Below are 25,960 nucleotides of genomic sequence, written 5' to 3'. Positions count from 1 at the left end.
GCGAGTAGGTTCCCCTCATGCGCATAGGCCAACTGCTGGGCACCGGACGCTCCGCCGACGTATACGAGCTGGACGAGCGGTGGGTCCTGCGCCGCTATCGCGTCGGGCTGGACGCCAGGCACGAGATGCCCGTCATGTCCTACCTGTCGGCCTCCGGCTACCCGGTCCCCCGGCTCGGCCCGCTGCCCGTCTCGGCCGGCCCCGGCGATCTGGTGCTGCAGCGCCTGAGCGGACCGACGATGCTGGAGTCCCTGATGTCCGGCGAGCTCGACGGGGCCGAGGGCTCCGCCATGCTGGCCGGCCTGCTCGCGGACCTGCACACCGTCCCGGCGCGGCTCTCGGCGGATCCCGAGGACCGGATCCTCCACCTCGACCTGCATCCGGGCAACGTGATGCTGACGGCCGACGGCCCCGTGGTGATCGACTGGAGCAACACCGAGGAGGGCCTGCCCGCCCTGGACCGGGCCATGACCGCGCTGATCCTGGCCCAGGTCGCGGTCGACCCCCATGACCCGGCCGCGGGCGGGGCGCGTGCGCTGGTGGACATCCTGGTGCCGCTGCTGGCCGCCGGCGACGGCATACCGGGCCGCCACCTCGCCGCGGCGGCGGCCCGCCGCACCGCCAACCCGTCGATGAGCCCGGCCGAACTGGCCCGCATCGGCGAGGCGTCGGACCTGGTCACCGCACTGTCGGCGTAGACCCCGGCCCGTACGGCACGGGCCCGCAGGGCACAGGGTCTTACGGCGCAGGCCCGTACGCACGAACCACGCTCATTCGCGCGCGCCCGCCAGTTCGACCGGCCGGGTGCGCAGCGCCAGCGAGGCGGGCAGCACGGCGAAGACCACGGCCAGGGCCGCGCTCACCGCCACCACGGGGCCGACGGTGCCCCACGGGACGACGACGCCGGACCCGACGCCGAGCAGTCCGAGGGCGGCGCGCACGCCGAGCAGGTTCAGCGCGGCGACGACCGCGCCGAGCACCGCGCCCACCCCGACCACGGCCAGCGCCTCCACCCCGACCAGCCGCAGCACCTGCGCCTTCGTCGCCCCGGCGAGACGGAGCACCGCCAGCTCCCGCACCCGGTCCGAGGTGGCCATCACCTGCGTGTTGGCCAGCGCGATCCCGGTGTACAGCAGGGCGATCGCCAGGATCATCAGCAGTCCGGTCCGGGTGCTGCCGCCGGTCGCCGGGTGGGTGGCCGCCACCCACCGCTGCGTGGTCAGCACGTCGGTGCCGGTCGCCCGCCCGGCCGCGTACAGCCGCTGCGCGACGGCCTGACCGTCCGCACCGGCCCGGACCCCGACGTCGGCACGGTCGATGCCGGCACCGGCGGCGTTGTGCGGGGTGAGGTAGACGCCGTTGCCGCCCGTGCCGGTGGCGAGCACGGCCACCACCCTCAGGGTGACGTGGCGGCCGTCGCCCAGCCAGACGCCGACGCGCTCACCGACCGTCGTGGTCAGCCACTCCTCGTTGACGACGATGCCGTCGTCGTCGAGGTCCGCGAACCGGCCCGCCACCACCGGCAGCGCGGACACGGCGGCCGCGTCCGCGGGATCCACCGCCCTGGCCTCGGAGCCGACGAGTGCCGTGCCCTCCTCCAGTACGGTCACGGAGGTCGAGCGCGAGGCGCTGACCACCGCACCGGGGATGTGCCGGGCCCGCTCGACGAACCGAGGTGAGAGCGAGCCGCCCCCGCCGTCCGCCGTGGCCACGAAGTCCCCGGTCACCTGGGTGCGCGCCTCCGCGGCCTTGGCCGCGTCGATGGTGGCCGTCGTACCCATGAGCGACGCGGCCAGGGCCACGGTGACGAGCACGGGAGCGGCGACGGCGGCCGTCCGGCGCAGCCCGGCTGAGGCGTTCTCCCTCGTCAGTACGCCGGTGGCGCCGCGCAGTTGCGCCGGCAGCCAGGTGAGGAGCCGGGTGGCGGGGCGGACCAGCACGGGTGCGAACAGGGCGCACCCGACGATGAGCAGCATCGGCTGGGTGATGTACGTCTTGCGCTTGAGCATCCCGCCGGGGTCCTGGACGAGCGCGACGGCCACCAGCACGGTCCCGGTCAGCAGTACGGCCGCGCCCAGCAGCAGCCGGCTCAGCGGCATCGAGCCGCTGTCGACGGCGGATTCGCGCAGCGCCTCGACCGGCCCGGTCCGCCCGGCCCGGTGCGCGGCGGCGACCGCTCCGGCCAGCGCCACGGCGAGCCCGGTCCAGAACGCGGTGTGCAGCGGCCAGCTCTGGTCACCGATCGCGAACCAGCGGGGCGCGATCCCCTCGCCGGCCATCCAGGAGGCGAGCCGGGGCGCACCGTACAGGCCCAGCCGGCAGCCCGCGGCCGACGCGAGCACGCCGACGAGGACGGCATCCGCGTACACCAGTCCGCGCACCTGGCCGGGGGTGGCGCCCGCCGTGCGCAGCAGGCCGAACTCGCGGCGGCGCTGGGCCACTCCGTAGGAGAAGGTCGAGGCGATCACGAAGACGCTGACGAAGGCGGTGATGCCCGCGGCCGTGCCGAGCAGGGCGTTGACCGAGACCAGGGCCTCGGCGTCCCGGTCCGGATCGGGATCGGCGCGGCGCCGCTCGTCGCCGGTGAGGACCGCCATGCCGGAGTCCCGGCCCACTGCCGCGCGCACCGCCGCCGGGTCCGCGTGCACCACCACGGCGTCGATGTCCGGCGAGATCCTGGCTGCCTCGGCCTCGGTGAAGAACACGGCGGTCTCGAAGCCGGCTGTCTCCGGGGCGGCGGTTTCAAAGACGGGGGACCGCGTCACCGTCCCGACGACGGTTCTGGTGCCGCTGCCCGCCGGGGTGGTGACGGTGACGCGGTCCCCCGTCTCCGGGCCGGAGCCGTCCCCGTCCGTCACGACGACCTCGCCGGACGCGGCCGGGGCCCGTCCGGAGGCGAGCCGGTAGGGGGTGGCGGACGCGATGGTCCAGGGGTGTCCGACAACGCCGCCGCCGGTGTGGCCGACGGAGACGGGGAACGTGCGGTCCAGTTCGGTACGGCCCAGGCCGGCGAGTTCCGCGGCGAGCGCGGCCGGGACCGGCCGGGGGTCGGTGAGCGGCCGGGTGCGGACGCCGATCGGGGTGTCCACGCGCAGCCGGTCCTCGCCCCTGACCAGGACGGGGGCCGCGGCGAACCGCTCCGGGCCCCGGTGCGGGGCGTCGAACGTCGCCGCGAGCGCCAGACCGGTGGTGGCGACGATCCCCACGCCGAGGGCCAGCGCGACGAAGGAGCCGGCGAAGGTGACCCAGCGGGTCCGGATGCCCCGGAGCACGAGACTCAGCACGGGACCGCCGCCATCCGCGTCATGCGCGCGGCGATCTGCTCGGCGTCCGGTGCGTGGAGCTCGTCCCGTACCCGGCCGTCGGCGAGGAACAGCACCCGGTCGGCGCGGGAGGCCGCGACCGGGTCGTGCGTCACCATGATCACGGTCTGGCCGTCGTCGACCATGGTGCGCATCAGCGCGAGCACCTCCTGTCCGGTGGTGGAGTCCAGCGCCCCGGTGGGTTCGTCGCCGAAGAGCACGTCGGGCCGGGTGACCAGCGCACGGGCCAGGGCGACCCGCTGCTGCTGGCCGCCGGACAGCTCGCCCGGCCGGCGCCCCGCCCGCTCGCGCAGCCCCACCCGCTCCAGTACGCCCAGGACTTCGGCCCGCGCCGGGCGCCGGCCGGCCAGCCGCAGCGGAAGCGCCACGTTCTGCTCGGCGGTGAGGGAGGGCAGCAGGTTGAACGCCTGGAAGACGAAGCCGATACGGCTGCGGCGCAGCAGCGTCAGCCTCCGCTCGCTGAGCCCCGTCAGTTCGGTGTCACCGAGGAACACCTGGCCGCCGGTCGGCCGGTCGAGCCCGGCGGTGCACTGGAGCAGGGTCGACTTGCCGGAGCCGGACGGGCCCATGACCGCGGTGAAGGTGCCGCGCGGGATGTCCAGGCTCACTTTGTCCAGCGCGGTCACCGCGCCGGATTTCCTGCCGTAGGACCGGGTGACCGAGCGGAGTCGGACAGCTGTTTCGTTCATGGGCCCAGCCAACCGCCGCCGCCCTTCCGGCACATCGCAGCGAGTGGGAGTCCCGGTGGTGGAGGTAGCTCCACCACCGGGGTCGACGCTGCTGGGTGGTCCGGCTCCCGGGCGCCGCCTACCGTTCCCCCATGCCCTCATCCCCCGGCCTCCCGCAGGCGTTGCGACAGCGCGGCTACGTACTCGGCGGCTGGCCCTGGCGGGCCGCGCTGTACCTGCTGACCGGCGTGCCGCTGGGCATCGCGACGCTCACCGTGCTGGTCCTGCTGACCGTCGCGGGCGGTGCGCTCTCGGTGGTCCTGATCGGCATCCCGCTGCTGCTCACCCTGGTGCTCGCGGGCATCCCGCTGGCCGCGCTGGAGCGGCGCAGGCTGCGGCTGATCGACCCCCGGCCCCTCGCCCCGGCGCACCGCGAACCGGACGGCACCGGGCTGTCGTCGTGGCTGCGCACCCGCCTTCAGGAGCGGGCCACCTGGCGCGAGTTGGGGTACGCGCTGCTGCTCGCCCTGGTGCTGTGGCCGCTGGAGGCGCTGGCCGCGGGGGCGGCCCTCACGGTCTGCGGCGGGCTGATCGCGGCGCCCGCGGTGCTGGCGGCGAGCGGCGGCGACGAGGTCCGGGTGCTCAAGATCTGGCTCGCCCACTCCTACCCGCCGGCCTTCGCGGCGCTGCTGGCCGGGCTGGTCCTGCTGCCCGTGTTCGCCTACCCGCTGGGGCTGCTCGCGGCCGGCCGGGCGATGCTGACCCGGCAGCTGCTCTCCCCGCCGGAGACGGGACTCGACTCCAGGATCCAGGAGTTGGGCCGCTCCCGGACCCGCCTGGTGGACGCCTTCGAGGCGGAGCGCCGCCGGATCGAACGCGATCTGCACGACGGTGCGCAGCAACGGCTCGTCGCCCTCTCCATGACGCTCGGCCTGGCCAGGCTGGAGAGCCCGGAGCCACCGCTGGCCGGGCTGCTGGCCAAGGCCCACGAGGAGGCCGGGGTCGCCCTGGTGGAGATCAGGGAGCTGATCCGGGGCATTCACCCCCAGGTGCTCACCGACCGCGGGCTGCGGGCCGCCGTGGAGGACGTCGCGGACCGCTCGGTGGTGCCGGTGGACGTGGACCTCGACGTGCCGGACCGGCTGCTCGAAGCGGTCGAGACCGGGGTCTACTTCGCGGTGTGCGAGGCGCTCGCCAATGTGGCCAAGCACAGCGGGGCGCGGCGGGCCCGGGTGACCGGCCGGGCCGAGCGGGGACGGCTCGTGGTGGAGGTCTCGGACGACGGCGTGGGCGGGGCGGTGACCAGCGGCGGAACGGGACTTGAGGGGGTGGCCGACCGTCTCTCGGTGCTCGGCGGCCACCTGCTACTGTCCAGTCCCGCCGGCGGCCCCACGGTGTTCCGCCTGGAGGTCCCCGCCCCGCCCGCGGGCAAGCCGCCCACGAACAGAAGGGCCTGACCCGTGCGGATCGTACTGGCCGAGGACAGCGTGCTCCTGCGGGAGGGACTGGTCGGTCTGCTGGAGCGGTTCGGGCACCAGGTGGTGGCGGGAGCCGGCACCGCCGACGAGCTGATCGCGGCCGTCACCGAGCACCGCCCGGACATCGTGGTGACCGATGTCCGGATGCCGCCGGGCTTCTCGGACGAGGGCCTGCGCGCCGCGATCGAACTGCGCACCCGGCAGCCGGATCTCCCCGTCCTCGTACTCAGCCAGTACGTTCAGCGCGCCTATGCGGAGGATCTGCTCGACTCCGCGGACGGCAGGGGCGTCGGCTATCTGCTCAAGGAACGGATCGGTCACGTCGAGGAGTTCATCGACGCCCTGCAGCGGGTCGGCGCCGGTGACACGGTGGTGGATCCGGAGGTGGTCCGCCAGCTGATCCGGCACCGCAGGGACCCGCTGTCGCGGCTGACCGCCCGCGAGCAGGAGGTGCTCGCGCTGATGGCGGAGGGCAAGTCCAACGCGTCGGTCGCCGCGGCGATGACGGTCAGCGAGGGCACGGTCAGCAAGCACTTCGGCAGCATCCTCGGCAAGCTGGATCTGTCGCTGGACGACACCACGAACCGCCGGGTGCTGGCCGTACTGGCGTACCTGCGCGGTTAGGCCGTGTTTCAGAAGTCGCCGGCCTGCCTGGTTGGCCGTCCGGGGCTGTCGGAGCTCACCCACCACTCACACCAGGCCCGCTGACCTGCAGGAGTCACGATGGCGCCAGCCCGGTGGTCACTCTGAAATGCTCAGTGAGCAGGAATCACCGGCCCCACGCGCCGTCAGTCGTGGAAGAGGTGTGTGGCGTGGGTCACCGCACCACCCGCGCGGATCGCGGCGGCCACGACTGCGGTCTCGGTCAGCTGAGCATCGTCGGCGCCCGCGTCGCGCGCCGCCTTGGTGTGCAGCTCGATGCAGTACGGACACTGGGTCGTCAGCGCCACCCCCACGGCGATCAGCTGCTTCTGCAGCACGCTGAGGCTGCCTTCGGTGAAAGCGGCCTTGTCGAAGGCCCAGAACGCCTTCATGGCCTCCGGAGCGTTGGCATCCAGCTTGTCCAGGCGCTTGAGGTTCTTCATGTCGAACATGGAACACTCCTCACATAAATGTGTGTTTCACGCATATGTCATATAATAGAATCAGAGTTGAGGAAGGGCAATCGATGGACGAAGTCACCGAACGGCTGGCCAACGTCGTCGGCGCCACGGCCCTCGGCCTTGTCGACCGCATTTGGCAGGCGATCGCCGAGGAGTCAGTACCGAACGGCGAGAGCGCCGCGGCCCTCTCAGTCATCGACCACGCGGCCGGCCTGTCCATCGATCAGTTGCGCCACGTACTGGCCCTGTCCCATCCCGCAACGGGACGGCTGGTGGCCCGGCTCGTCACAGAAGGTCTGGTCACACACGCGCAGGCGGCCTGCGACAGGCGTGTCGCGGTCCTGCACCTCACGCCGGAGGGAAAGAGATCACTCAGCGGCTTCCGCCAACGTCGCGCCGAAGTCGTGGCGCAGGTTCTGGGCGCTGTGGCCACAGAGGATCTGCCCGCCCTGCAGCGGGCAATGGATGCGATGGCCGGCGCTCTTCCCCACAACGCGCCCTCGGCCCTGCGCGTGTGCCGCTTGTGCGATCAAGACCGCTGTATTGAATGCCCGATGACCAGCTTCGGGACCCTCAAGGTCGTGGCCGGCCAATCCGGTTGACCATTCGCCGAACGCAGCGATCGGACGGTGCCTTCGAAGCGGACGGTGAGTTTGCCGAACCGGGTGACCACCGCCCGGTTGCGCTCGAGCAGACTGATCCCGCACTCGACCGCGTGCCGAGTCTTGTGGTCCTGGCGGTCGAAGGCCGGAGGCCGCCCGCCGGCTTTCCCCGCCGTCTGCGGTGGGCGACCTGGTCGGCAGGCTCGGGAATCGTGCAGCAGATTCCGCGCTTTCGCACGTAGGCGCGGATGGCGTCCAGGACAGCGGCGAACCGGGGACCGTCACCCCACTGACCGGCGGTGACCAGCATGGACAGAACAGAGCCGACTTTCAGAACACGGCCCAGGCCGCGTCCGGCGCAGTACCGGCGGCCCCGGGTACGGCCCCGGGTTCGGGTAGGTCTCAGGCCCCGGGTTCGGGTACGCATACGCCTTCCGGCCCGGACAGGGCCTGCCGCGCGAACGCCACCACATGGGCGCGCAGATCCAGCACGCCGGCCCCCACCCCCGCTCCCCCCTGCCCTCCCCCTTCCGTACCGATGATCAGCCGCGCGAGCTGCGGTACCGCGTTCGGCCAGGCCGCGAGCCCGATCATGCTCAGCAGGCAGGCCGCGACCTTCGGCGATGCCTCCGTCCCGAAGCTCTCGGCCAGGGCGGCGATCTTCTCCTCGTAGCGGCCGCGGCGGCGATCCTCGTTGGGCAGCACCCCGTCGCGGTAGTGCAGCCCCTCCCAGAAGAAGAGCCTGACCAGGACCGGGTTGTCCCGGTGGAAGTCGTACACCCGCCCCACGTACTCCGCGGGGTCGTCACCGGCCTTGAGCGGGACGGCCTCGGCCAGCTCGTCGAGCGCACGGCCCACGACGGCGTCGAACAGCTTCTGCTTGTTGCCGAAGTAGCCGTAGATCCGTTCCTTGTTCACGCCGGCCAGCTCCGCGATCCGGTCGACGCGGGCTCCGGCGATGCCGTGGGCCGCGAACTCCTCCTTCGCCGCAGCGAGGAGCCGTTCCTTGGTGGGGGGCGCTTCCGAGGTCATGGCACCAGCGTAGAACGAGTTCACCACTGAACCAACCAACTAGATGGTTGACACCCAACCAGTTGGTTGGTTCAGTGGAGCTCGTCACCGAACAGCAGCGGCAGAGCCCCGGCGGCACCGAACGATCCCCGCCCACGGAAGGAACCTCCGATGCCCACCACCACCGCCTCACCGACCGCCCCCAACGCCACCCGGGCCCAGCCCGTCCCGCCGCCCTCCGTGCACACGCGGGTCCTGCTCACCTGGCTGGCGGTCTTCACCACCCTCACTGTCGTCCAGCTCGCGATCGGCCCTTACGTGACGGGGCTCCCGACGCTCCTGCGCACGCTGGTCATCACCGGCATCGTCGTCCCGGCCGTGGTCTACGGCCTGGTGCCGAACCTCCTGAGGATCCGCACCGCGGCGCTGCGCCGGCTGCGCTGAGGACGCCCGGCCCGGGAGGCCGGAACGCCTCACACGGTGGACGCCTTCGATTCGGCGGACGCCGTCGATTCGGCGGGCGGGGCGGCGTATCCGTACACCGCCGACTCCCCCAGCTCCTCCTCGATCCGGATGAGCTGGTTGTACTTGGCCGTGCGGTCCGACCTGGACAGGGACCCGGTCTTGATCTGCCCGCACCCCGTGGCGACGGCCAGATCCGCGATGGTCGTGTCCTCCGTCTCGCCGGAGCGGTGCGAGATGACCGCCGCCCACCCGGCCCGCCGCGCGACGCCCACCGTCCCGAGCGCCTCGCTCAGCGTCCCGATCTGGTTGACCTTGACCAGGACCGCGTTCCCCACGCCCGTACGAATGCCCTCCCGCACCAGCGCCTCGTTGGTGCAGAACACGTCGTCCCCGGTCAGCTGGCACCTGGCCCCGACGCGCGCCGTCAGCTCGCGCCACCCGTCGAGGTCGTCCTCGGCCATCGGGTCCTCCACCGAGACGATCGGGTAGGCGTCGATCAACTCGGCGAAGTAGTCGACCTGTTCGGCCGACGTGCGCCGGACGCCCTCCCCCTCGTACACGTACACGCCGTCCCGGTAGAACTCCGACGCCGCCGGGTCCATGACGAGACCGATGTCCGTACCGGGCCGGTACCCGGTCCGCTCGATCGCCGCCACGACGAAGTCGAGCGCCTCCTCGGCCGTACGCAGGGCGGGTGCGAAGCCGCCCTCGTCGCCGACACCGGTGGAGTGACCGGCGGCCAGCAGGTCGCGGCGGAGTGTATGGAAGACCTCGGAGCCCATCCGGACGGCCTCCGCGAACGACCCCGCGCCCACTGGCGCGATCATGAACTCCTGGAAGTCCAGCGGGTTGTCGGCGTGGGCGCCGCCGTTGACGATGTTCATCATGGGCACCGGGAGCACCCCGGCGTCGGCCCCTCCGAGGTAGCGGTAGAGCGGCTGCCGGTGCGAGGCCGCGGCGGCCTTCGCCGCGGCGAGGGAGACCCCGAGCAGGGCGTTGGCGCCGAGCCGCGCCTTGATGGGCGTGCCGTCGAGCGCGATGAGCGCGGCGTCGAGGCCGGCCTGGTCATCGGCATCGCGCCCGGTGACGGCAGCCTCGATCTCGCCCTTCACGTGGCCGACGGCCCGGTCGACGCCCTTGCCGTGCCAGCGCCGGGCGTCACCGTCGCGGAGCTCCACCGCCTCACGGGCTCCGGTGGAGGCACCGGAAGGGACCGCGGCGCGGCCCAGGGAGCCGTCGGCGAGGACGACATCGACCTCGACGGTGGGGTTGCCGCGGCTGTCGAGGACGGCGCGGGCGGTGACGCCTTGGATGGTGGTCGACTCAACTGTGCGTGCGGGCATAGGAGTTCCTTCCCTGATCACCTGCCGGACCCTGGCTGCGACGACGCTGGCGCTCGGCCCGACACGATGAAACTGTACAGCATTGCTGTTCAGTCGTGCTGTACAGCTCTGCTGTTCAGCAGCACTGCACAGTTATGCTGTACGACGGCGTTCCCGGGTTAAAGTGCCCTATGCCGACCCCGGAAGCCGCCACCGTCGCCGCCGAACTGCGTACCGCGATGGGCAAGCTCAGCCGCCGCGTGAAGCGCGAGGACCTGATCCCGGTCGGGCAGGTCGCCGTGCTCGGCGTTCTGGACCGCGACGGCGCCATGACCACCAGCGATCTCGCGACCGACCAGCGGGTGCGCCCGCAGTCGATGGCCCGCGCGGTCGGCCTCCTCCTCGATCAGGGCCTGGTCTCCCGCAGGGCCCATCCGACGGACGGCCGCAAGTCCCTGGTCGAGCTGTCGGACGCCGGCCGGGCCGCGCTGGAGGCGGAACGCGGCCGCAGGGCCGGCTGGCTGGCGCAGGTCATTGAGGCCGAACTCTCCGAGGAAGAACGCAGGTTGCTGGCGCGCAGCGCGGCCCTGATGGAACGGCTGGCCGGCCGCCAGGGCCTGTCCGGACCGTCATGAGCGCGCCCGGACACCCTGGCGGCACCGGTCCCGAGGTGACCGTGGACGACGGCGTCGAGGTCCCGGTCCCGGCCGACGGCGAGGTGTGGACGGTCGGCGCGGTCATCCTCGACCGGGACGGCAGGGCCTTCGCCCAGAGACGGGGCCCGCACCGGCGCCTCTTCCCCGACTGCTGGGACATCGTCGGCGGCCACGTCGAGCCCGGCGAATCACTGCTGGACGCGCTCGCCCGCGAGGTCGAAGAGGAGACCGGCTGGCGCCTGCGCCGCGTCCGCCGTCTCTTCGGGATCACCACCTGGACCGGCGACGACGGGAACGGGGAGCGGCACGAGGCCGACTACCTCGTCGAGGTCGACGGCGATCTGGCCCACCCCGCGCTGGAATGGGCGAAGCACACCGCCTACGACTGGTTCGGCCCCGACGACCTTCCGCGCCTGACGGAGAACCGGGCCCCCGGCGAGCACCTCATCCACGACCTGATCGCGCGGGCCCTGCTGGATCGCTGACCGACCGGCCCACACACCGATACCGATCCGCTCACATACCGTTCGGCTCACACACCGTTCGACTCACACACCGATCGGCTCACACACCGATCGCCAGCGCCACCAGCGTCAGGGCGATGCCCGCCCCTCCGTACAGGGAGGCCGCTGCCCGGTGTGCGAACAGCGGCATCTGCCCCGGCAGATACATGCGGGCCGGCTCCCGCGGATCGAGCTCCACCGCCACGGCCTGGCCGACCGAGATCCGCAGCTCCTTCCCGTACAGCGATCCGTTCATCACCCGCCCCTCGTGCACGACCGGGCCCAGGTGGTAGCGCGTTTCGTCCGAGGAGAACCGGCCCGCTCCATACCCGGAGCACGGGATCTCCAGGGAGATCCGCCGGCCTCGGCTCCGGATGTCCGACACCAGCAGCGCCACCGCCCACACCACGGCCCCGGCTGCCGGAACGAGAACCACGAGCACGCCTGCCCACCTCATCGCCAGAAACGAATGAAGACACGAATGAAGGAAAGAGATACGGCGTCAGCGTACTGATGGTTCCGGGGCCCCGGCCGTCCGCCCCATTCACGGGTCGCCGTACAACGAGCGCAGTTCCGACGCCAGTTCCGCAAGTCGCGCCCGCGTGCCGGGCGGGCCGAGTACCTCCACCCGGGCTCCCAGGCCTGCCAGCTGGGAGGCCAGTGCCTCCGGCGAGGGGCCGTCCACCTCGATCTCCAGCCGCCCGTCCGCACCCACCGCGCCGATCCGCAGCCGGCCGCCGAACAGGCGCTGCAGGACGGCCTCGGCCCCGGGGTCCGCCAGCCCCCGCGCCGTCACCGCGTGCATGCGGTCCTCCATCGCCCCGGCCAGCGAACGCCAGGTCGTGGCGAGGTCGAACCCGTCGGGCCGCACGACGGGTTCCCCGGTCGGTTCGACGGAGGTGACGCGGCTGAGCCGGAAGGTCCGCAGCCCGCGCTCGGTGCCCGCGACGAGGTACGCGACGCCCGCCTTGGACGCGAGCCCGAGCGGATGCACCGTCCGCTCACCGGCGGGCCTGCCGGGGCCCGCGTACCCTAGCCGGACCTGCACCCCGTCGATCACCGCTCGCTGGAGCGCGTCGAGCCGGGGCGCGTCGGCCGTGACGGCGGTGCGCGACCAGTCGGTGGCATCGGCGACCCCGGCACGTACCGCCGCCTCGGCGTCCGGACGCAGCGGCGTCGGCAGCGCCCGTACCAACTTGCGCAGCACGGTGCGCAGTTCGGGGGTCGCCGAGGACGGCCCGGCCAGCAGGAACAGGGCCCGGCTCTCGTCGGCGGTCAGCCCGGTGAGGTCGGTACGGGCGCCGCCCACGAGCGACCAGCCGCCACCCCGCCCGCGCTGCGAGTAGACCGGAATCCCGGCGGTGGCCAGCGCCTCCAGATCGCGGCGGGCCGTGCGTTCGGCCACTTCGAGTTCAGCGGCGACCTCCGCGACGGTCACCCGCCCACGCGACTGGAGGAACAGCAGCAACGCCACCAGACGATCAGCCCTCACGCAGTCCAGTCCTCACGCAGCTCATCCCTCATGCGATTCAGCCTCATGTGGTTCAGCCTCATGCCGGTCGGTTCCCATGCCGGTCATTCTCTTCCGGAAAGTGGCCAGAAGGTGGCCACTTTCGCTTTCAGGATGAGGTCATGACCGACAACACCACGCACCTCGCCGACACCCGCACCGCCCTCTGGAAGGCCGTCGGCCTGGCCGGATCGACCCTGGCCGCCGTGGCAGCCCTCCCTCCGGAACGGCTGGACGGCCCCACGCCCTGCCCCGACCACACCGTGCGGCAGCTCTCCGACCACCTTCTCGCCGTGCTGCGCAGGGTCGCTCTGATCGGGCGCGGCGGTGACCCGCTGGACCTCCCGGCGGTCGCGGACGACGTCACCGACGCGGACCGGGCGGCGAAGTGGGAGAGCGCCGCCCGCGAGGCCGAGGACGCGTGGTCGGACCCCGGGGTCCTGGGGCGTCCGCTGCGACTGCCGTTCGGCACCCTGCCCGGGGCGGCTGCCGCCACCGCGTACACGACCGAGTTCACGCTGCACACCTGGGACCTGGCGACCGCGACGGGCCTGCGCCCCGCCTGGGACCCGGAGGTGCTGGCGGGATCGCTGGCCGCGATGGGACGCGCCCTGCCGGCCGAACCGCGCGGCGGCCGGGTGCCGTTCGCCGCCGTGGTGGAGGTGGGCGCGGACGCCGAGGACATCGACCGGCTCGTCTCCTGGTACGGCCGGAAGCCATGACCGCGACACCCGCCAAAAGCGTCACCACCAGCACCAGCACGCACCAGCCTCCCGACAACGCAGGAGTTGACCGCATGATCGTGGTAACCGGAGCAACCGGAAACGTAGGACGCCCGCTCGTACACGCACTCGCAGCGACCGGCCTGGACGTGACGGCGGTGTCCCGGAACGCCCCGGCGGACCGGTTCGCCGGGGCCGGGGAATCGGTACGGCACCACAGCGCGGACCTCGCCCGCGCCGGCGGCCTGCGCCCCGCGCTCGACGGCGCCGACGCACTGTTCCTGCACGACACCGGGGCGGGCGCCGGGCTCCTGGACGTACAGGGGATCCTCGGCGCCGCGAAGGCGGCAGGGGTGGGCCGGATCGTGCTGCTGTCCTCGCAAGGTGTGGCCACCCGCCCCGAGTCGGCCTCCCACGGCGGCGCGGGGCTGTCGCTGGAGGACGCCGTACGGCGGTCGGGCGTGCGGTGGACGATCCTGCGCCCCGGCGGTTTCGCCTCCAACGCCTACGCCTGGGCGGACTCGGTCCGCATCCACCGGACCGTCGCCGCGCCCTTCGCGGACGTGGGCCTGCCGGTCATCGATCCGGCCGACATCGCCGGGGTCGCCGCCGCGGCACTGCGCGAGGACGGCCACGCGGGAAACACCTACGAGCTGACCGGACCGGCCCTCAGCACACCCCGGCAGCGCGCGCGGGACCTCGCGGAGGTGATCGGTGAGCCGATCACGTTCGTCGAGCAGAGCCGCGACGAAGCGCGTACGCAGATGCTGCGGTTCATGCCCGAGGCGGTGGTCGAAACCACGCTCGCGATCCTCGGTGGGCCCACGCCCGCCGAGCAGCGGATCAGTCCCGTCGTCGAACAGCTCCTCGGCCGCCCGGCCCGCACCTTCACCGAGTGGGCCGCCCGGAACACCGGGGCCTTCAAGTAGCGGCCACCCGCCCCTCGCACCCTGGTGGGGCCCTGTGGAGAACCGGTCGTGTCCTGTCGCGCGTCCTGTTCTACGGTGCTTTCAGTCACCTACGACGGGGGAGAGACATGGGTGGGGCGGGGACGGTGCTGGCCGAGCGGATCGCGGAGCGCAGGGCGGGGGTCGGGGACCCGAGGGCGCTGGTGGGTGAGATGCGGCGTTCGGTTCTTCTGGTGCCCGTGGCCGACGGGGTGCTGTGGTCGGCGCACTCCGGTGGGGTGCGGTGGATCTGCGGGTTCAGTGACGAGGCGGCGCTGGCCCGGTTCGCGGTGCTGCACGCACCAGGTGATCAGCCGATGGACTACGCGGCGTTGCTGGGTGCGCGGATCGTGGACGAGATCGTGCCGGCGCTGGGCGAGCCCGCGGGTCTGGCGGTCGACATCGCGAACGAGGACGGGTCGATGTTCTTCCCGCCGGTCACCGGGATCGTTCCGGACGCCGTCGCCGTCGATGCCGGTGCGGGTGAAGCGGGGGCCGGGCGGTGAGTGGTGCCGGGGCGGATCTGCATCTCGACAAGGGGTCGGTCACCAAGTTCACCAAGTTCACCAAGGGCCTGAACTCGACGATCGACTAGCTGGGCGATCTCGGCTAGCTGGGCGATCTCGGTGGTGCGACGGGTTCGGTGATGGACAAGGGTTTCTCGTCGTTGGCGATCACGGGGATAGAGGCCGGGCATCACGGGGTGTCGGTGTGGCGTGGCTGGCGGAGATCGGCGAGCGCAACGGCCACAGCATCGCCATCGACCGCGACGAGGCTTCAACGAACTCACGCAGGAACGCAGTTGGGTCAGAATCTTCGGGGGACCGGATTAATGTTCCGCAATCATCAGGAACTCGATGTCACCGTGATCGCGGTCGCTTCGGTGGGCTCGCGGGTCGAGGTGGTGGGCTCGCGGGTCGAGGTGGACGGCGAGACCGGATTCATCGACCAGGTGAAGCACCCCTCCTGGTGGGACGAGAACCGCCCGCCGCCCAAGGCCGGAGACCGGCTGCACGTCGTCGTGCTGGACGCGAGCCGGGAGGAGCCCCGGCTCAGCGCGCTGCAGCGGGACATCGACATGGGTCGTCACCTCCGGGCCACCGAAACGAGACCCCGAAGGCCGGGTGGGTACGCGCCCCAATAAGCAGGCAACGGAGGCTCGCCGTCCGGCCGCTGACGTGACAGGAGATCCGGTGCTCCTGAGTCTCGACTGGATCAAATGCCACGAAAGAACTGTGGACTTCATCCATCCGCCCTGGAGCGCCAGGGTCGGATTGTCGGGGAGTGGTGTGAACTCCCTGACGAGAGGCGTCATCCTCACCGCTCTTACGGATGACGAGCCATGAGGTGGCTGCGGATGAACGTTGCGACGTGGCTGCGGATGAACGTTCCGGCCTCGTCCAGGGCTCGCACGCCCTCGGCGCGGACGGCGGAGAGCCCCGAAGGAGGTCCGGCGCGAGGTCCGGCGCTCAGGCGATGCCGCCATTGGCGAACAAGACCTGGCCGTTGATCCACCGGCCGTCGGGGCCGGCCAGGAAGGCGACGGCGCTCGCGATGTCCTCGCTCGTGCCGAGCCGCTCCAGCGGGGAGGCGGCGGCGATCCGCTCGACCAGCTCGGAGCTCTTGCCCTCCAGGAAGAGCGGGGTGGCGGTCGGCCCCGGAGCCACGGCGTTGACGGTGACGTCCCGGCCGCGCAGTTCGCGGGCGAGGATCAGGGTCATCGCCTCGACCGCTCCCTTGGTCGCCGCGTAGGCGGCGTAGTTGGGCTGCTGAAGCCTGGTGACCGAGGTCGAGAAGTTGATCAGCGCACCGCCGGGACGCAGCCGCCGGGCGGCGAGCTGCGAGACGACGAACGTGCCGCGCACGTTGACCCGGTGCATCCGGTCGAAGGCGTCGAGATCCATCTCGGCCACCGGAGCGAGCAGCATGATCCCCGCGGTGTTGACCACCACGTCCACCCCGCCGAAGCGCTCCTCGGCCACGTCGAACAGGGCCGCCATCGCCGCCTCGTCCGCGACGTCTCCGGGTGCGGCGACGGCAAGGCCGCCCGCCTTCTGGATCGCGTCCGCCACCTCTCCGGCACGCTCGGGGCTGCCGGAGTAGTGCACGAGGACTGCCATGCCCCGCGCGGCCAGTGCGGCGGCGACGGCACCGCCGATCCCGCCCGAACCCCCGGTCACGATCGCCACACGGGTGGCGGACTGCTCAACGGTGGTCATAACGACCTCCCTCTCATCTTTGTGGACAGTGAGTACACTACCTCTATATGGACTCTTGGTCCATATAGATATGGTCGATGAGTCCATATAATCCCTCCAGGCCCGCGCCCACCGGGTCGGCCACGCCGGACAAGGAGCAGACGCATGGAGCGATCAGAGGGATCAGCGGGCGCAACGGGCGCAACGGGCGCAACGACCGATCCGCTCAAACCGGGGCGCGGACGCCGCCGCGCGGAGGACGTCCGCCGCGCGACGCTCACCGCGGCAGCCGAACTGCTGCTCACCGAGGGGGTCCACGCCCTCACCTTCTCGAAGGTCGCCGCCCGCGCGGGCGTCAGCAAAATGACCCTCTACAAGTGGTGGTCCTCGCCCGGAGCCCTGGCCTTCGACGCCTACTTCGACACGCTCAAGGAGACCCTCGCCTTCCCCGACACGGGCGACATCAGGCGCGACCTGACCACGCAACTCCACAGCTTCGTCGACCTCCTGAGCCGCACCGGCCCCGTCACCGCCGGGATCATCGGAGCCGCCCAGGGCGACCCCGACCTGGCGGAGGCGCTCTCGACCCACTACGTCATCCAGCGGCGCGCCCTCGCCGTCGAACGCCTCACCCGCGCACAGGAGGCCGGCCAGATCCGCGCAGAGGTCGACCTCGAGACGATCGTCGACCAGCTCTGGGGCGCCGTCTACCACCGGCTGCTGCTCCCCGCGCAACCACTGAGCACGGAGTTCGCGGACCGGCTGATCGCCAACCTCCTCCAGGGCGTCGCCCCGGTCACCCCCGGCTCGGGAACGTGAGCAGGCATGAAAAAACCCCAGGTCACGGCGAGTGAGTCCTGGGGTTAATCCGAGCCGCCTTCGGGATTCGAACCCGAGACCTACGCATTACGAGGGCCTTCAAGATCATCCCGGGTGGTGCTGGGCAGTGCCTGTGAATCCCGTTTCCGCAGGTAGGAGAACTGAACCGCTCGCCACGCCTACCACCCGATCCATCCGGTGCCGCCCCGTCCGCTCACACAACGCTCACGCACTCCGGGCACGTGATCGTTTTACAGCCAACACGCTTTCCAAATGTCCGCTCGAGATTCGGAGATGTGCGGGGGCGTTCCGACCTGTCTTTGTGGGTGTTGTTGCGGCGAGTGGCGCCGCCGCTCGATACCAGGCGTCCGCAGGGGAGTAGCCGACGGTGCGCGTGTGGACGCGAGCAGGGCCCGCCACCGTGGCGAGCCCTGCCTGTGCGTGCGGTCGCGGATCAGCGGCCCTGGAGGTACTCGGCGTAGTAGTAGCCGGCCTCGCCCTCGAAGTGTGCCTTCTTCGCCTTGGCGTAGGTGATTCCGTACGGGCCGCCCAGGTTCAGGTACTCCGCGCTGGCGCGGTCGCCTTCGACCTTGGAGTAGCCGGCGCCGACCTTGCCGGCCTCATAGCCGTCGTCGGAGTTGTGCGCGGCGGCGGGTCCGGCGGCCAGGAATCCGGCTGCGGCAACGGTGGCAAGGGTGATCGCGATACTACGAAGCATGGGTGTTCCCTCTCGACAATGCGTAGCGGGCAGTGTGCAGATCAAACCCTTACCGCCGCCGGTCGTTCAGGGGCGCAACCGCGCTGCGGTGCTCCCGGACCGCACCTGATCAGCCGAAGCAGCGTCACCGGTCGCCCAGGCCGAGGGAGCTGTAGCCGTGAGAGAGTTTCGTCAGTTGTGCGTGTCGCGGAGCCTTTTGGTTCAGGTGCGCGAGACGGTGTTATCGGCTGCGCCTGGGCCCGACCCCCGTGGCGTGAGCCCGTCGGCGCTCCCGGGCCTGAGCCGTCACGCCGCCCGCCCGGGAGCGTCGGCATTCGTCGCCTGATCGAGGATCTCTGCACTCAATCGCAACTGGGCCTTTGCGCGGATCGTAGTCGGCGGTAATGGCTTGTCCGTAGTGCCCAGGTGCCTGGAGCCGTGGTCCGTAGGGCCACGAAGGTGCGTTGGTGTGCTGCCCATTGCTCGACGTATGTCCAGCCGTTGCCACGTGCTTCGCGAAGGAGAGCGGTGATTCCGGTCCGCGCCCAGGGGAATGTTGTGCCGGCTGGGCCGTCTCCGCCCTCGATCCGGGCGTTGAAGCGTTCGTCGACGTCGGGCTGCGACACCTCTGCGAGGAGCAGCCCGCCGGGCTGGACGATCTCCGCCACTCGCTTGAGTAGTCTGCCTGGGTTTCCGCCGATGCCGATGTTGCCGTCGATGAGCAGGGCGGTGCCCCACTGACCCTCGGAGGGGAGCGGATCGAAGACTGATCCGTGCAGTGCCGACCCGCCCGCGCCCTGGGCCCGTGTGATGGCTGCTGGACTGATGTCGATACCCAGTGCCGTGCTCCCGGTCTTGGAGAGGGCTGCGACCAAACGGCCGGGGCCGCAGCCGATGTCGAGCACGCTCTTCTCGCAACGCTGGAGGACGGTCATGTCTGCGGCGTCCGCGGTGCTGGACCACCGCTCAACGTCCAAAGGGACCCGTGCCCCGTCCGCGCACTGCAGGTAGAGAGGGCCAAGGCCCGAGGTTACGGCGACCGTGTAGGTCTCCTCGTGCCAGGGGCCAGGGCTGGTCTCAAGTGACTCCGCTGTACTCACGACAGTCTGGAATTCCTGAGCTGCAGTCCGGGCGTCAGGTTGTGCCGATCCAGGAATGACAGCGGGCTCCCCGGCGCGGCCGGCTGATCGGCCGGCCATTGAGATTGCGTCACTGCCCGGGGAACGGCCAGGACGATTCTTTGCTCCCGTCACGTCGCCCACGGTCGCACAACGGGGCCCGGGCTTTGCATGCACACACGAACTCGTCACCCATTCATACGGGGAAGTTCGGGTTTTCGGATCTCGCGTTGATAAGTAGAACCGACTGGTGCGAGCTGGTTGGGGAACAAATTATTACGGCCGCCCTCAGGAACGCGGCGGATGCAAATTCCAGGGTTACTGTGCGATGCCATTCGGTGATCTTCCGTCTGATGAAGCACAAGGAATCCCATGGGTGACTCGCAAGACCAGGGCCCGGGGCCCCAGGACCCCGGGCAGGGAAGCGTGGACGGTCCCGATACGTCCGGCATCCACGAGCCGCCGCCTCGGGCCGGGGCCGCACCGGCCGGTGGTCCCGGTCAGGCTCGGAACCCGGCCCCGCCCCCTGATGGAAGCGAAGAGGGCCCGCGCAGCGGTAGCGGCCGCCTCTCCTCAGCCGGCCCGCCGAACGGGGATGGAGATGCCGGCACTGGCTATGCATCCTCCGCTCCGAGGACCGGCTCGTCTGCGCGGCCGGTGGCCGTGGCGAAGAGCTTGCCGCGTGCCCGTCTGGAGGGGCTGTTGCGGGAGGGGCCGCCGTCCGGTCCGACCCGGCCGGGGTTCTGGCGCAGTCCCTTGCGCGGGCCCTGGTTGACGTCGGTGCTCGGCGCGGTGCTGCTGGTGGGCATCACGCTGATGTTCGTCACGGGACTGCTCTCGTACGCGGCGTACAACCCCGACCTCGGTGCCAACGACAAGACTCCGGACCGGGGCTGGCTGGGTTTCTATCTGTTCTCCTGGCCGACACATCCGTACTGGCTCTACCGGCTCACCCAGGGCGTTCACATCACGCTTGGCATCGTGCTGATTCCCGTGCTGCTCGCGAAGCTGTGGTCGGTGGTCCCCAAGCTGTTCTCCTGGCCTCCGGTCAGGTCCGTCAGTCACGCGCTGGAGCGGATTTCGGTGCTCCTGCTCGTGGGCGGGGTGCTGTTCGAATTCGCCACCGGGGTACTCAACATCCAGCTGGACTATATTTTCCCCGGCTCCTTCTACCCGCTGCACTTCTACGGGGCCTGGGTCTTCATCGGCGCGTTCGTCGTCCACATCGCGTTCCGGATTCCGCTCATGGTCCGGATGCTGCGCAGCGGAGGTCTCCGCGAGGAGCTGCGCAGCCGGCCCAGGACCGGCGAGAGCGCTCCTTCGGACCCCACGGGTCTGGTCAGCCCGCGCCCTGCCGCGCCGACCATGTCCCGCCGCGGCGCGCTGGGGATGGTGGGAGGGGGCTCCCTGCTGCTGCTTGCCGTGACAGCGGGGCAGAGCATCGGAGGATGGCTCCGGCCCACCGCGCTGCTCGCGCCGCGCAGCCAGGATCCGGGCCCTGGTCCCAATGGCTTCCAGATCAACAAGACCGCGGCCAGCGTGGGCATCCGCGCCGTCGACACCGGTGCGGCCTGGCGTCTGGTCGTTCGGGGCGGGGGCCGCGAGCGGGTCCTCACCCGTGAAGAGGTCCTGGCGCTGCCGCAGCACAGCGCGGCGCTGCCGATCGCCTGTGTGGAGGGCTGGTCCACCGAGGACCAGGAGTGGAGCGGGGTCCGGCTGGCCGATCTGGCGGCGCTCGTGGGGTTCACCGACGGCCCGCCCGGTGTCTTCGTGCAGTCTGCCCAGCTCAGCGGTTCCTTCCGCTCGACCACGTTGCGCGACAACCAGGTCCGCGACTCCCGCTCACTGCTGGCCCTGCGGGTCAACGGAGCCGATCTGTCGCCGGATCACGGCTACCCGGCGCGGATCATCGTCCCGGCCAATCCGGGTGTCCACAACACCAAGTGGGTCACCCGGCTGACCTTCGGGGAGAACGTATGAACCGCTTCCGCAGTCTCTACGGAGCCTCGCCGCTGCACCTGCTCCTGGTTCTCTGCTCCTTCGCGCTGACCGGCTACGCGGGGATCCGGCTGCTGTCCGGTGCCGAGCCGTGGAAGGTGGTCCTCTGGTTCGTCGGAGCGGCCCTGCTGCACGACCTGGTGCTGCTGCCCCTCTACACCGTGACCGACCGCGCTGCCCAGACCCTGCTGGGCGAGCGCCGGGAACCTGCCGCACCGGGTGCCACCGTCCGCCCGGCAATGCGCTGGATCAACTACGTCCGGGTCCCGGTTTTCCTCTCAGGAGTGCTGTTCCTGACCTACTTTCCCCTGATCCTGCAGCGGGTCAGCCACCGCTTCACCCTGTACACGACGCTCTCCACCGACGTGTACCTCGGCCGCTGGCTGCTCATCACCGCCGCACTGTTCGCGATCTCCGCGCTCACCCTGCTGATCCGTATGGGGCGCTCCCGCCCCACACCGGCGTCGGGTGCGAAACGGCCCGGCACGGCACGGCCGGGACCGGACAACGGCACTGCTGGGCACGAGTCCGCCCCGTGACCCGGCGATCAGGACCGGGCCCCATCCGCGCTCGGCAGGCAGGACTGACGTGAGTACGCGCCCGATCGGTGACTACGCACTGCTGTCGGACTGCCGTTCGGCCGCGCTGGTTTCCACGGCAGGGTCGGTGGACTGGCTGTGCTTGCCGCGCTTCGACAGCCCGGCGGTCTTCGCTCGTCTGCTCGACGAGGAGGCCGGGCACTGGACGATCCGGCCTTGTGAACCGAGTGAGGTCAGCCGCCGCTACGTACCCGAGACCCTGGCGCTGGAGACCACCTTCCGAACCTCCTCCGGCACGGTGGTTCTCCTCGACGCCCTGGCCATGGGACACCGCGAGCGCGGGCACGCGCTGGGGGCGTCCTCCCCCGGCGTGCTGCTGCGCCAGATCACCTGCACCAGTGGATCGGTGACGGTGGAGACCAGCTTCGCGCCCCGCCCGGAGTTCGGCCTCGTTCACCCGGTGATGTCCCTCGTACGTGGCGGACTCAGCGCGTACGGAGGCGCACAGCGTCTCGTGCTGTCCGCACCGCTCCCGCTGCGGATCGAAGGCGCGACCGCGCACGGGGAGACCGTACTGAGGGCGGGCCGGCGGATCGGGTTCGCGCTGTCGTCCCTGCCTGCCTGGGGCGAGGCGCAACCGGAATCCTGGCGAGGCGGGCGCATCCACCGTCGCCTGAACGACACGATCAAGGGGTGGAGGTCTTGGACAGGGATCCATCAGGGCTATCAAGGCCGGTGGAGGGACGAGGTTGCCCATAGCGGGCGCGTGCTGCAAGCACTGACCTTCACTCCCACGGGCGCCATCGTCGCGGCCGCCACCACCTCCCTCCCGGAAAGCATCGGAGCCGACCGTAACTGGGACTACCGCTACACCTGGGTCCGCGACGCCAGCTTCACCCTCCAGGCCCTGTCCACCTCCGCCTGCGACAGGGAGAAGGCCGCCTACTTCGGATTCCTCGCGCAGGCCGCAGCAACCCAGCTGGAACGAGGCGTCGACCTTCAGGTGATGTATGGCATCGGCGGCGAAAGGGACCTCAGCGAACGCACCCTGCCCCACCTCTCGGGATGGCGGGGCAGCACACCGGTCCGCACCGGCAACGACGCCTGGCGCCAGCACCAGCTCGACGTCTACGGCGAACTGCTCGACGCCGCACACCAGACCCACCCCCGCACCGAATGGTTCGACCAGCCCACCCGCGACTTCCTCCTCCAGGCCGCCGAGACCGCTGCTCGACGCTGGAACGAGCCCGACCAGGGGATTTGGGAAGTGCGAGGTCCCAGCCGACACTTCCTCTACTCGAAACTGATGTGCTGGGTCGCCCTGGACCGGGCCATCGACCTCGCGCCCGCGCTCGGAGCGACGGCCGAACGCGTCACCGCCTGGCGGCAAACCCGCCAGACCATTCGAACAGCCATTGAAACCGAAGGGTGGAACCCGCACGTCGGCGCGTTCACCCAAGCGTTCGGATCCAGCGAGCTCGACGCCTCAGCCCTCATGCTTCCCCTCGTCGGATTCCTTCCCGGCCACGACCCCCGAATCCGCTCCACCGTGTCCGCGATCGCGGACCAGCTGTCAGACACACGCGGACAGGTACGCCGCTACCTCCAGGACGACTTCGCATCCGACGAGGGGGCGTTCCTTCTCTGCACCTTCTGGCTCGCCCACGCCCTGGCCCTTACCGGCGAGGTGCAACGCGCCCGCACAGTCTTCGAAACCGCCCTCACCTGCGCCAACGACGTCGGCCTCCTCGCCGAAGAGATCTCCCCCACCTCCGGGGAGGCCCTTGGAAACTATCCCCAGGCATTCAGCCACATCGGCCTCATCAACGCGGCACGAGCCATCCACCACGCCGAACAGGCAGGACAAAGCCATTGACGTCGTGTCACTCAGGTTCGGGAAGGGCGAGCCCTTCAAAGGACCGAGCCGCGCCGGAAGTGTGGCTACGGTGCTCGAAGACCGGCTTCACCAACCTCGACGATGCGGGCTTCTGCTGACAAGCGTTTCCCTGCCAAATCTCCCCGCACCACCCTGATGGGATCCGATGTGGCACGGGCCGGGGCTCGGTAGGGTGTGAGGAACGCGTCAATATTCGCGCTGGTGTGCCGGGAAGTCTGGTCGGCGTTCGAGGGGACAGATGTCTCCGCTCGTCGAGCCATGTCCCGGAGGGATGCGTCGTGTCTGACGCTCAGCGTGATCGTCCGACGCTTCTGGGGTTGCTCCCCTGGGGTGAGCGCAGGGCTGTATCCGACGCACTGCGCACGGAGACGGTGGGTGGCCTGGTGCTGCTCGTTGCCGCGCTTGTGGCACTGGTCTGGGCGAATACTCCGTGGAGCGGGGCTTACGAGGCATTGCGTGACACACGCTTCGGGCCTTCTGCCATGGGCCTGGATCTGAGCGTCGGGCATTGGGCGTCCGACGGTCTGCTGACCATCTTCTTCCTGGTCGCAGGGATCGAGCTGAAGCGTGAACTGGTGGTGGGTGAGTTGCGTACCCCTGCCGCCGCGGCTCTGCCTGTCGTGGCGGCGCTGTGCGGGATGGCGGTACCCGCCGTCCTCTGCTGTCCTCTGTCATCGGATCTTGCTCTTTTGCCATCGGATCGTGACAACTACCGGTTTCCAGACAACGAATCTTGTTTGTGCAGGTCAGGGGATGGTTCAAGGTTTCGTGCGCAGAGCAGATGTCAGCGGGATGCGCAGGGTTATGGCAGCGGGGGCGCCAAGTCCGTGTCAGTAGGAACTGGCGGCTCGGAGAGCATCCGCGTCCCGAAACGGGTTCCGGACACCTCACCCGTTCACCCGTACGAGTGAGCGAGGGGTGATCGGCGGGCAGCCCCTCAGCGCCCGTCCATGCTGGTCAGGGGGCCGGAACCGGCCCCCTTCGGGGTTGGTCGCCGCGGTCGGCGGCCGACGGCTGTTCGTGGACTTCGCGAACAGCCGTACGTACGGCTGCCGCGAGAGGAAAGATCATCTCCGGCATGTGTGTACCTACTGCGGAGGAGAGTCTTATGGCCGGTAACGCGAACAGCTCAGGTGTGTACGTGGAGGAACTGTTCTCGCTGAGCCTGTCGGTTCAGTCCAGCGCGACGGCCGTGGTGGCGTTCGTCGGCGAGGCCGAGGGCCTCCCCGCGGGGGTCACGAGGGTGAACAACTGGCTGGACGCCCAGTCCTTGTTCCCCGAGGCTGACGGCGGCGGCAAGGGTGCTACTGCCGCGTGGAGGGATGCGCTGCGGGGCTACTTCTACAACGGTGGCGGCTACTGCTACCTGGCCAGCACCGCCGGTACGACCTTGGACGGGGCGCTGAAGCAGCTGTCCGCGGCGGCCGACGTCACCATCGTGGTGGCTCCCGGGCTGTGGGACCAGGGTGCCGAGACGGCCGGGGAGTGGGCCCGTGGCCTGACGGGCTGGGCCGCCGGGCACAGGGCGATGGCCGTCCTGCACGCGGACCGCGACCACACCCCGGACCAGGCCGGCGAGGCCGTGGACGCCTGGGCCATCGACGAGGCGCAGAAGCCCTACGCCGCGGTGTACTTCCCCTGGCTGCGGCAGGACGGCCAGGAAGAGCCGGTGCCGCCGTCCGCCCTCGTGGTCGGCGCCTGGGCGACCGTGGACCGGGAGCGGGGAGTGTGGAAGGCGCCGGCCAACATCCCCGTCAAGGGCCCCTACAAGGTGCTGTACAAGGCCAGCGACCAGGAGCAGGGCAGCTTCCGGTCCCTGAACTTCCTGCGCGAGTTCACAGGCTCCGGCACGGTGGTGTGGGGTGCCCGGACCCTCTCCGACAGCGACGAGTGGCGCTACATCCCCATCCGCCGCCTCTTCTCCAGCGTCGAACGAGACCTCGGGCGGGCGCTTCCCTTCGCCGTCTTCGAGCCCAACAGCCAGCCCACCTGGGAGAAGGTCCGCGCGGCTGCCGAGAACTACCTGTACTCCCTGTGGCAGCAGGGCGCCCTCCAGGGAGGGACGCCTGAGGAGGCTTACTTCGTCCAGGTCGGAAAGGGCATCACCATGACCCAGGACGACATCGCCAGTGGCCGGCTCATCCTGAAGATCGGCCTCGCCGCCTTCAGGCCCGCCGAGTTCCAGATCCTCCAGCTCACCCAGCAGCTCGACTCCTGACCTGCCCCACCGCCCAGATCCTTCCATGTGCCCAGGGCGGCACTCCATGATCCGGTCGTAGACCGTAGGGCAGGAGTTCGGCGGGCTACCGTCCCGGAACCGACCGGTTCCGGGACGGTAGCCCGCCGGGGCGGCCGGAGCGCGAGAGCCGTCCCGACAAGGCGTC

At 70.7% G+C, this 25,960-nt stretch carries 27 protein-coding genes and 1 pseudogene; 17 read left to right on the top strand and 11 right to left on the bottom strand.

Going from position 1 to position 25,960, the window contains the following annotated elements; translation table 11 throughout:
- Window positions 1-17 precede the first annotated feature (17 nt).
- The gene (locus tag ACGFU6_RS25305; RefSeq protein WP_393614082.1) at window positions 18-698 is read left to right on the top strand and encodes a phosphotransferase; all 681 of its coding nucleotides are present in this window, start codon (window positions 18-20) and stop codon (window positions 696-698) included.
- A gap of 72 nt (window positions 699-770) precedes the next feature.
- Here the strand turns inward: ACGFU6_RS25305 and ACGFU6_RS25300 are convergent, their stop codons facing one another.
- Window positions 771-3,284: an ABC transporter permease gene (locus ACGFU6_RS25300; RefSeq protein ID WP_393614080.1), complete on the bottom strand. Its 2,514-nt coding sequence runs from the start codon at window positions 3,282-3,284 to the stop codon at window positions 771-773.
- A complete protein-coding gene (locus ACGFU6_RS25295) occupies window positions 3,278-4,012 on the bottom strand; it encodes an ABC transporter ATP-binding protein (RefSeq protein ID WP_393614078.1) in 735 nt (244 codons plus the stop codon). The genes ACGFU6_RS25300 and ACGFU6_RS25295 overlap by 7 nt, the downstream gene beginning before the upstream one ends.
- 131 nt (window positions 4,013-4,143) lie before the next feature.
- On the opposite strand from ACGFU6_RS25295, the gene ACGFU6_RS25290 reads away from it, so the two are divergent.
- Both ACGFU6_RS25290 and ACGFU6_RS25285 read left to right on the top strand, forming a co-directional pair.
- Entirely contained in the window at window positions 4,144-5,448 is a 1,305-nt protein-coding gene (locus ACGFU6_RS25290) for a sensor histidine kinase (protein WP_393614076.1), read from the top strand.
- A 3-nt stretch (window positions 5,449-5,451) separates the two neighbouring features.
- Window positions 5,452-6,093: a response regulator gene (locus ACGFU6_RS25285; RefSeq protein WP_393614074.1), complete on the top strand. Its 642-nt coding sequence runs from the start codon at window positions 5,452-5,454 to the stop codon at window positions 6,091-6,093.
- Window positions 6,094-6,257: 164 nt separating this feature from the next.
- On the opposite strand, the gene ACGFU6_RS25280 is transcribed toward ACGFU6_RS25285, so the two are convergent.
- Window positions 6,258-6,563 (bottom strand): carboxymuconolactone decarboxylase family protein, encoded by a 306-nt coding sequence (locus ACGFU6_RS25280; protein WP_393614072.1) that lies wholly within the window; start codon window positions 6,561-6,563, stop codon window positions 6,258-6,260.
- Between the two features lie 74 nt (window positions 6,564-6,637).
- Between ACGFU6_RS25280 and ACGFU6_RS25275 the strand changes: the two genes are divergently transcribed.
- On the top strand, window positions 6,638-7,174 hold the full coding sequence (locus ACGFU6_RS25275) for a MarR family winged helix-turn-helix transcriptional regulator (RefSeq protein WP_393614070.1): 537 nt from the start codon (window positions 6,638-6,640) through the stop codon (window positions 7,172-7,174).
- 402 nt (window positions 7,175-7,576) lie between these two features.
- Here ACGFU6_RS25275 and ACGFU6_RS25270 read toward each other — a convergent pair whose 3' ends face one another.
- Window positions 7,577-8,206 carry a TetR/AcrR family transcriptional regulator gene (locus ACGFU6_RS25270; RefSeq protein WP_393614068.1) on the bottom strand — a complete coding sequence of 210 codons (630 nt, stop codon included), beginning with the start codon at window positions 8,204-8,206 and terminating at the stop codon, window positions 7,577-7,579.
- A gap of 150 nt (window positions 8,207-8,356) precedes the next feature.
- Between ACGFU6_RS25270 and ACGFU6_RS25265 the strand changes: the two genes are divergently transcribed.
- On the top strand, window positions 8,357-8,629 hold the full coding sequence (locus tag ACGFU6_RS25265) for a hypothetical protein (protein ID WP_393614066.1): 273 nt from the start codon (window positions 8,357-8,359) through the stop codon (window positions 8,627-8,629).
- Between the two features lie 29 nt (window positions 8,630-8,658).
- Here ACGFU6_RS25265 and eno read toward each other — a convergent pair whose 3' ends face one another.
- Window positions 8,659-9,993, bottom strand: coding sequence for a phosphopyruvate hydratase (gene eno, locus ACGFU6_RS25260; RefSeq protein WP_393614064.1), 1,335 nt, complete (start codon window positions 9,991-9,993; stop codon window positions 8,659-8,661).
- A 170-nt stretch (window positions 9,994-10,163) separates the two neighbouring features.
- Here eno and ACGFU6_RS25255 point away from each other — a divergent pair, with 170 nt between their 5' ends.
- A complete protein-coding gene (locus ACGFU6_RS25255) occupies window positions 10,164-10,607 on the top strand; it encodes a MarR family winged helix-turn-helix transcriptional regulator (protein ID WP_393614062.1) in 444 nt (147 codons plus the stop codon).
- Complete coding sequence (locus ACGFU6_RS25250) at window positions 10,604-11,113, top strand: NUDIX hydrolase (RefSeq protein ID WP_393614060.1); 510 nt, start codon at window positions 10,604-10,606, stop codon at window positions 11,111-11,113. The genes ACGFU6_RS25255 and ACGFU6_RS25250 overlap by 4 nt, the downstream gene beginning before the upstream one ends.
- A gap of 79 nt (window positions 11,114-11,192) precedes the next feature.
- Here the strand turns inward: ACGFU6_RS25250 and ACGFU6_RS25245 are convergent, their stop codons facing one another.
- Window positions 11,193-11,573, bottom strand: coding sequence for a hypothetical protein (locus ACGFU6_RS25245; RefSeq protein WP_393614058.1), 381 nt, complete (start codon window positions 11,571-11,573; stop codon window positions 11,193-11,195).
- A 102-nt stretch (window positions 11,574-11,675) separates the two neighbouring features.
- Window positions 11,676-12,623 carry a helix-turn-helix transcriptional regulator gene (locus ACGFU6_RS25240; RefSeq protein ID WP_393614056.1) on the bottom strand — a complete coding sequence of 316 codons (948 nt, stop codon included), beginning with the start codon at window positions 12,621-12,623 and terminating at the stop codon, window positions 11,676-11,678.
- Between the two features lie 140 nt (window positions 12,624-12,763).
- On the opposite strand from ACGFU6_RS25240, the gene ACGFU6_RS25235 reads away from it, so the two are divergent.
- The 4 genes from ACGFU6_RS25235 to ACGFU6_RS25220 all read left to right on the top strand — a co-directional run bounded on the left by ACGFU6_RS25235 (window position 12,764) and on the right by ACGFU6_RS25220 (window position 15,454).
- A complete protein-coding gene (locus ACGFU6_RS25235) occupies window positions 12,764-13,363 on the top strand; it encodes a TIGR03086 family metal-binding protein (RefSeq protein ID WP_393614054.1) in 600 nt (199 codons plus the stop codon).
- A 74-nt stretch (window positions 13,364-13,437) separates the two neighbouring features.
- Window positions 13,438-14,292 (top strand): NAD(P)H-binding protein, encoded by an 855-nt coding sequence (locus tag ACGFU6_RS25230; RefSeq protein ID WP_393614052.1) that lies wholly within the window; start codon window positions 13,438-13,440, stop codon window positions 14,290-14,292.
- A gap of 107 nt (window positions 14,293-14,399) precedes the next feature.
- Window positions 14,400-14,816, top strand: a complete 417-nt coding sequence (locus tag ACGFU6_RS25225) for a hypothetical protein (RefSeq protein ID WP_393614050.1) — start codon at window positions 14,400-14,402, stop codon at window positions 14,814-14,816.
- Between the two features lie 326 nt (window positions 14,817-15,142).
- Window positions 15,143-15,454 (top strand): hypothetical protein, encoded by a 312-nt coding sequence (locus tag ACGFU6_RS25220; protein WP_393614049.1) that lies wholly within the window; start codon window positions 15,143-15,145, stop codon window positions 15,452-15,454.
- A 325-nt stretch (window positions 15,455-15,779) separates the two neighbouring features.
- Here the strand turns inward: ACGFU6_RS25220 and ACGFU6_RS25215 are convergent, their stop codons facing one another.
- Window positions 15,780-16,529 carry an SDR family oxidoreductase gene (locus ACGFU6_RS25215; RefSeq protein WP_393614048.1) on the bottom strand — a complete coding sequence of 250 codons (750 nt, stop codon included), beginning with the start codon at window positions 16,527-16,529 and terminating at the stop codon, window positions 15,780-15,782.
- Window positions 16,530-16,673: 144 nt separating this feature from the next.
- On the opposite strand from ACGFU6_RS25215, the gene ACGFU6_RS25210 reads away from it, so the two are divergent.
- Window positions 16,674-17,327, top strand: a complete 654-nt coding sequence (locus tag ACGFU6_RS25210) for a TetR/AcrR family transcriptional regulator (RefSeq protein ID WP_393614047.1) — start codon at window positions 16,674-16,676, stop codon at window positions 17,325-17,327.
- 454 nt (window positions 17,328-17,781) lie between these two features.
- On the opposite strand, the gene ACGFU6_RS25205 is transcribed toward ACGFU6_RS25210, so the two are convergent.
- From ACGFU6_RS25205 to ACGFU6_RS25195, 3 genes are all read right to left on the bottom strand, one after another.
- A complete protein-coding gene (locus tag ACGFU6_RS25205; RefSeq protein WP_285567482.1) occupies window positions 17,782-18,045 on the bottom strand; it encodes a hypothetical protein in 264 nt (87 codons plus the stop codon).
- A gap of 341 nt (window positions 18,046-18,386) precedes the next feature.
- Window positions 18,387-18,959, bottom strand: a complete 573-nt coding sequence (locus ACGFU6_RS25200) for a class I SAM-dependent methyltransferase (RefSeq protein WP_393614044.1) — start codon at window positions 18,957-18,959, stop codon at window positions 18,387-18,389.
- A 797-nt stretch (window positions 18,960-19,756) separates the two neighbouring features.
- On the bottom strand, window positions 19,757-19,951 hold the full coding sequence (locus ACGFU6_RS25195; RefSeq protein WP_356535398.1) for a hypothetical protein: 195 nt from the start codon (window positions 19,949-19,951) through the stop codon (window positions 19,757-19,759).
- On the opposite strand from ACGFU6_RS25195, the gene ACGFU6_RS25190 reads away from it, so the two are divergent.
- From ACGFU6_RS25190 to ACGFU6_RS25170, 5 genes and pseudogenes are all read left to right on the top strand, one after another.
- Window positions 19,944-21,122, top strand: a complete 1,179-nt coding sequence (locus tag ACGFU6_RS25190) for a molybdopterin-dependent oxidoreductase (RefSeq protein ID WP_393614042.1) — start codon at window positions 19,944-19,946, stop codon at window positions 21,120-21,122. The genes ACGFU6_RS25195 and ACGFU6_RS25190 overlap by 8 nt on opposite strands.
- Window positions 21,119-21,679: a hypothetical protein gene (locus ACGFU6_RS25185; RefSeq protein ID WP_393614040.1), complete on the top strand. Its 561-nt coding sequence runs from the start codon at window positions 21,119-21,121 to the stop codon at window positions 21,677-21,679. The genes ACGFU6_RS25190 and ACGFU6_RS25185 overlap by 4 nt, the downstream gene beginning before the upstream one ends.
- A 49-nt stretch (window positions 21,680-21,728) precedes the next feature.
- The gene (locus tag ACGFU6_RS25180; RefSeq protein ID WP_393614038.1) at window positions 21,729-23,555 is read left to right on the top strand and encodes a glycoside hydrolase family 15 protein; all 1,827 of its coding nucleotides are present in this window, start codon (window positions 21,729-21,731) and stop codon (window positions 23,553-23,555) included.
- 299 nt (window positions 23,556-23,854) lie between these two features.
- Window positions 23,855-24,235 (top strand): annotated as a pseudogene (locus ACGFU6_RS25175) (Na+/H+ antiporter NhaA); the annotation flags it as partial.
- 449 nt (window positions 24,236-24,684) lie between these two features.
- Window positions 24,685-25,794: a phage tail sheath C-terminal domain-containing protein gene (locus ACGFU6_RS25170; RefSeq protein WP_358379057.1), complete on the top strand. Its 1,110-nt coding sequence runs from the start codon at window positions 24,685-24,687 to the stop codon at window positions 25,792-25,794.
- The last annotated feature ends 166 nt before the right edge of the window (window positions 25,795-25,960 follow it).

Origin of the sequence: Streptomyces sp. NPDC048462 (assembly GCF_043200175.1) — a bacterium.
In the GTDB taxonomy this organism is placed as follows: Bacteria; Actinomycetota; Actinomycetes; order Streptomycetales; family Streptomycetaceae; genus Streptomyces.
This window is presented reverse-complemented; position numbering and strand designations above follow the sequence as displayed.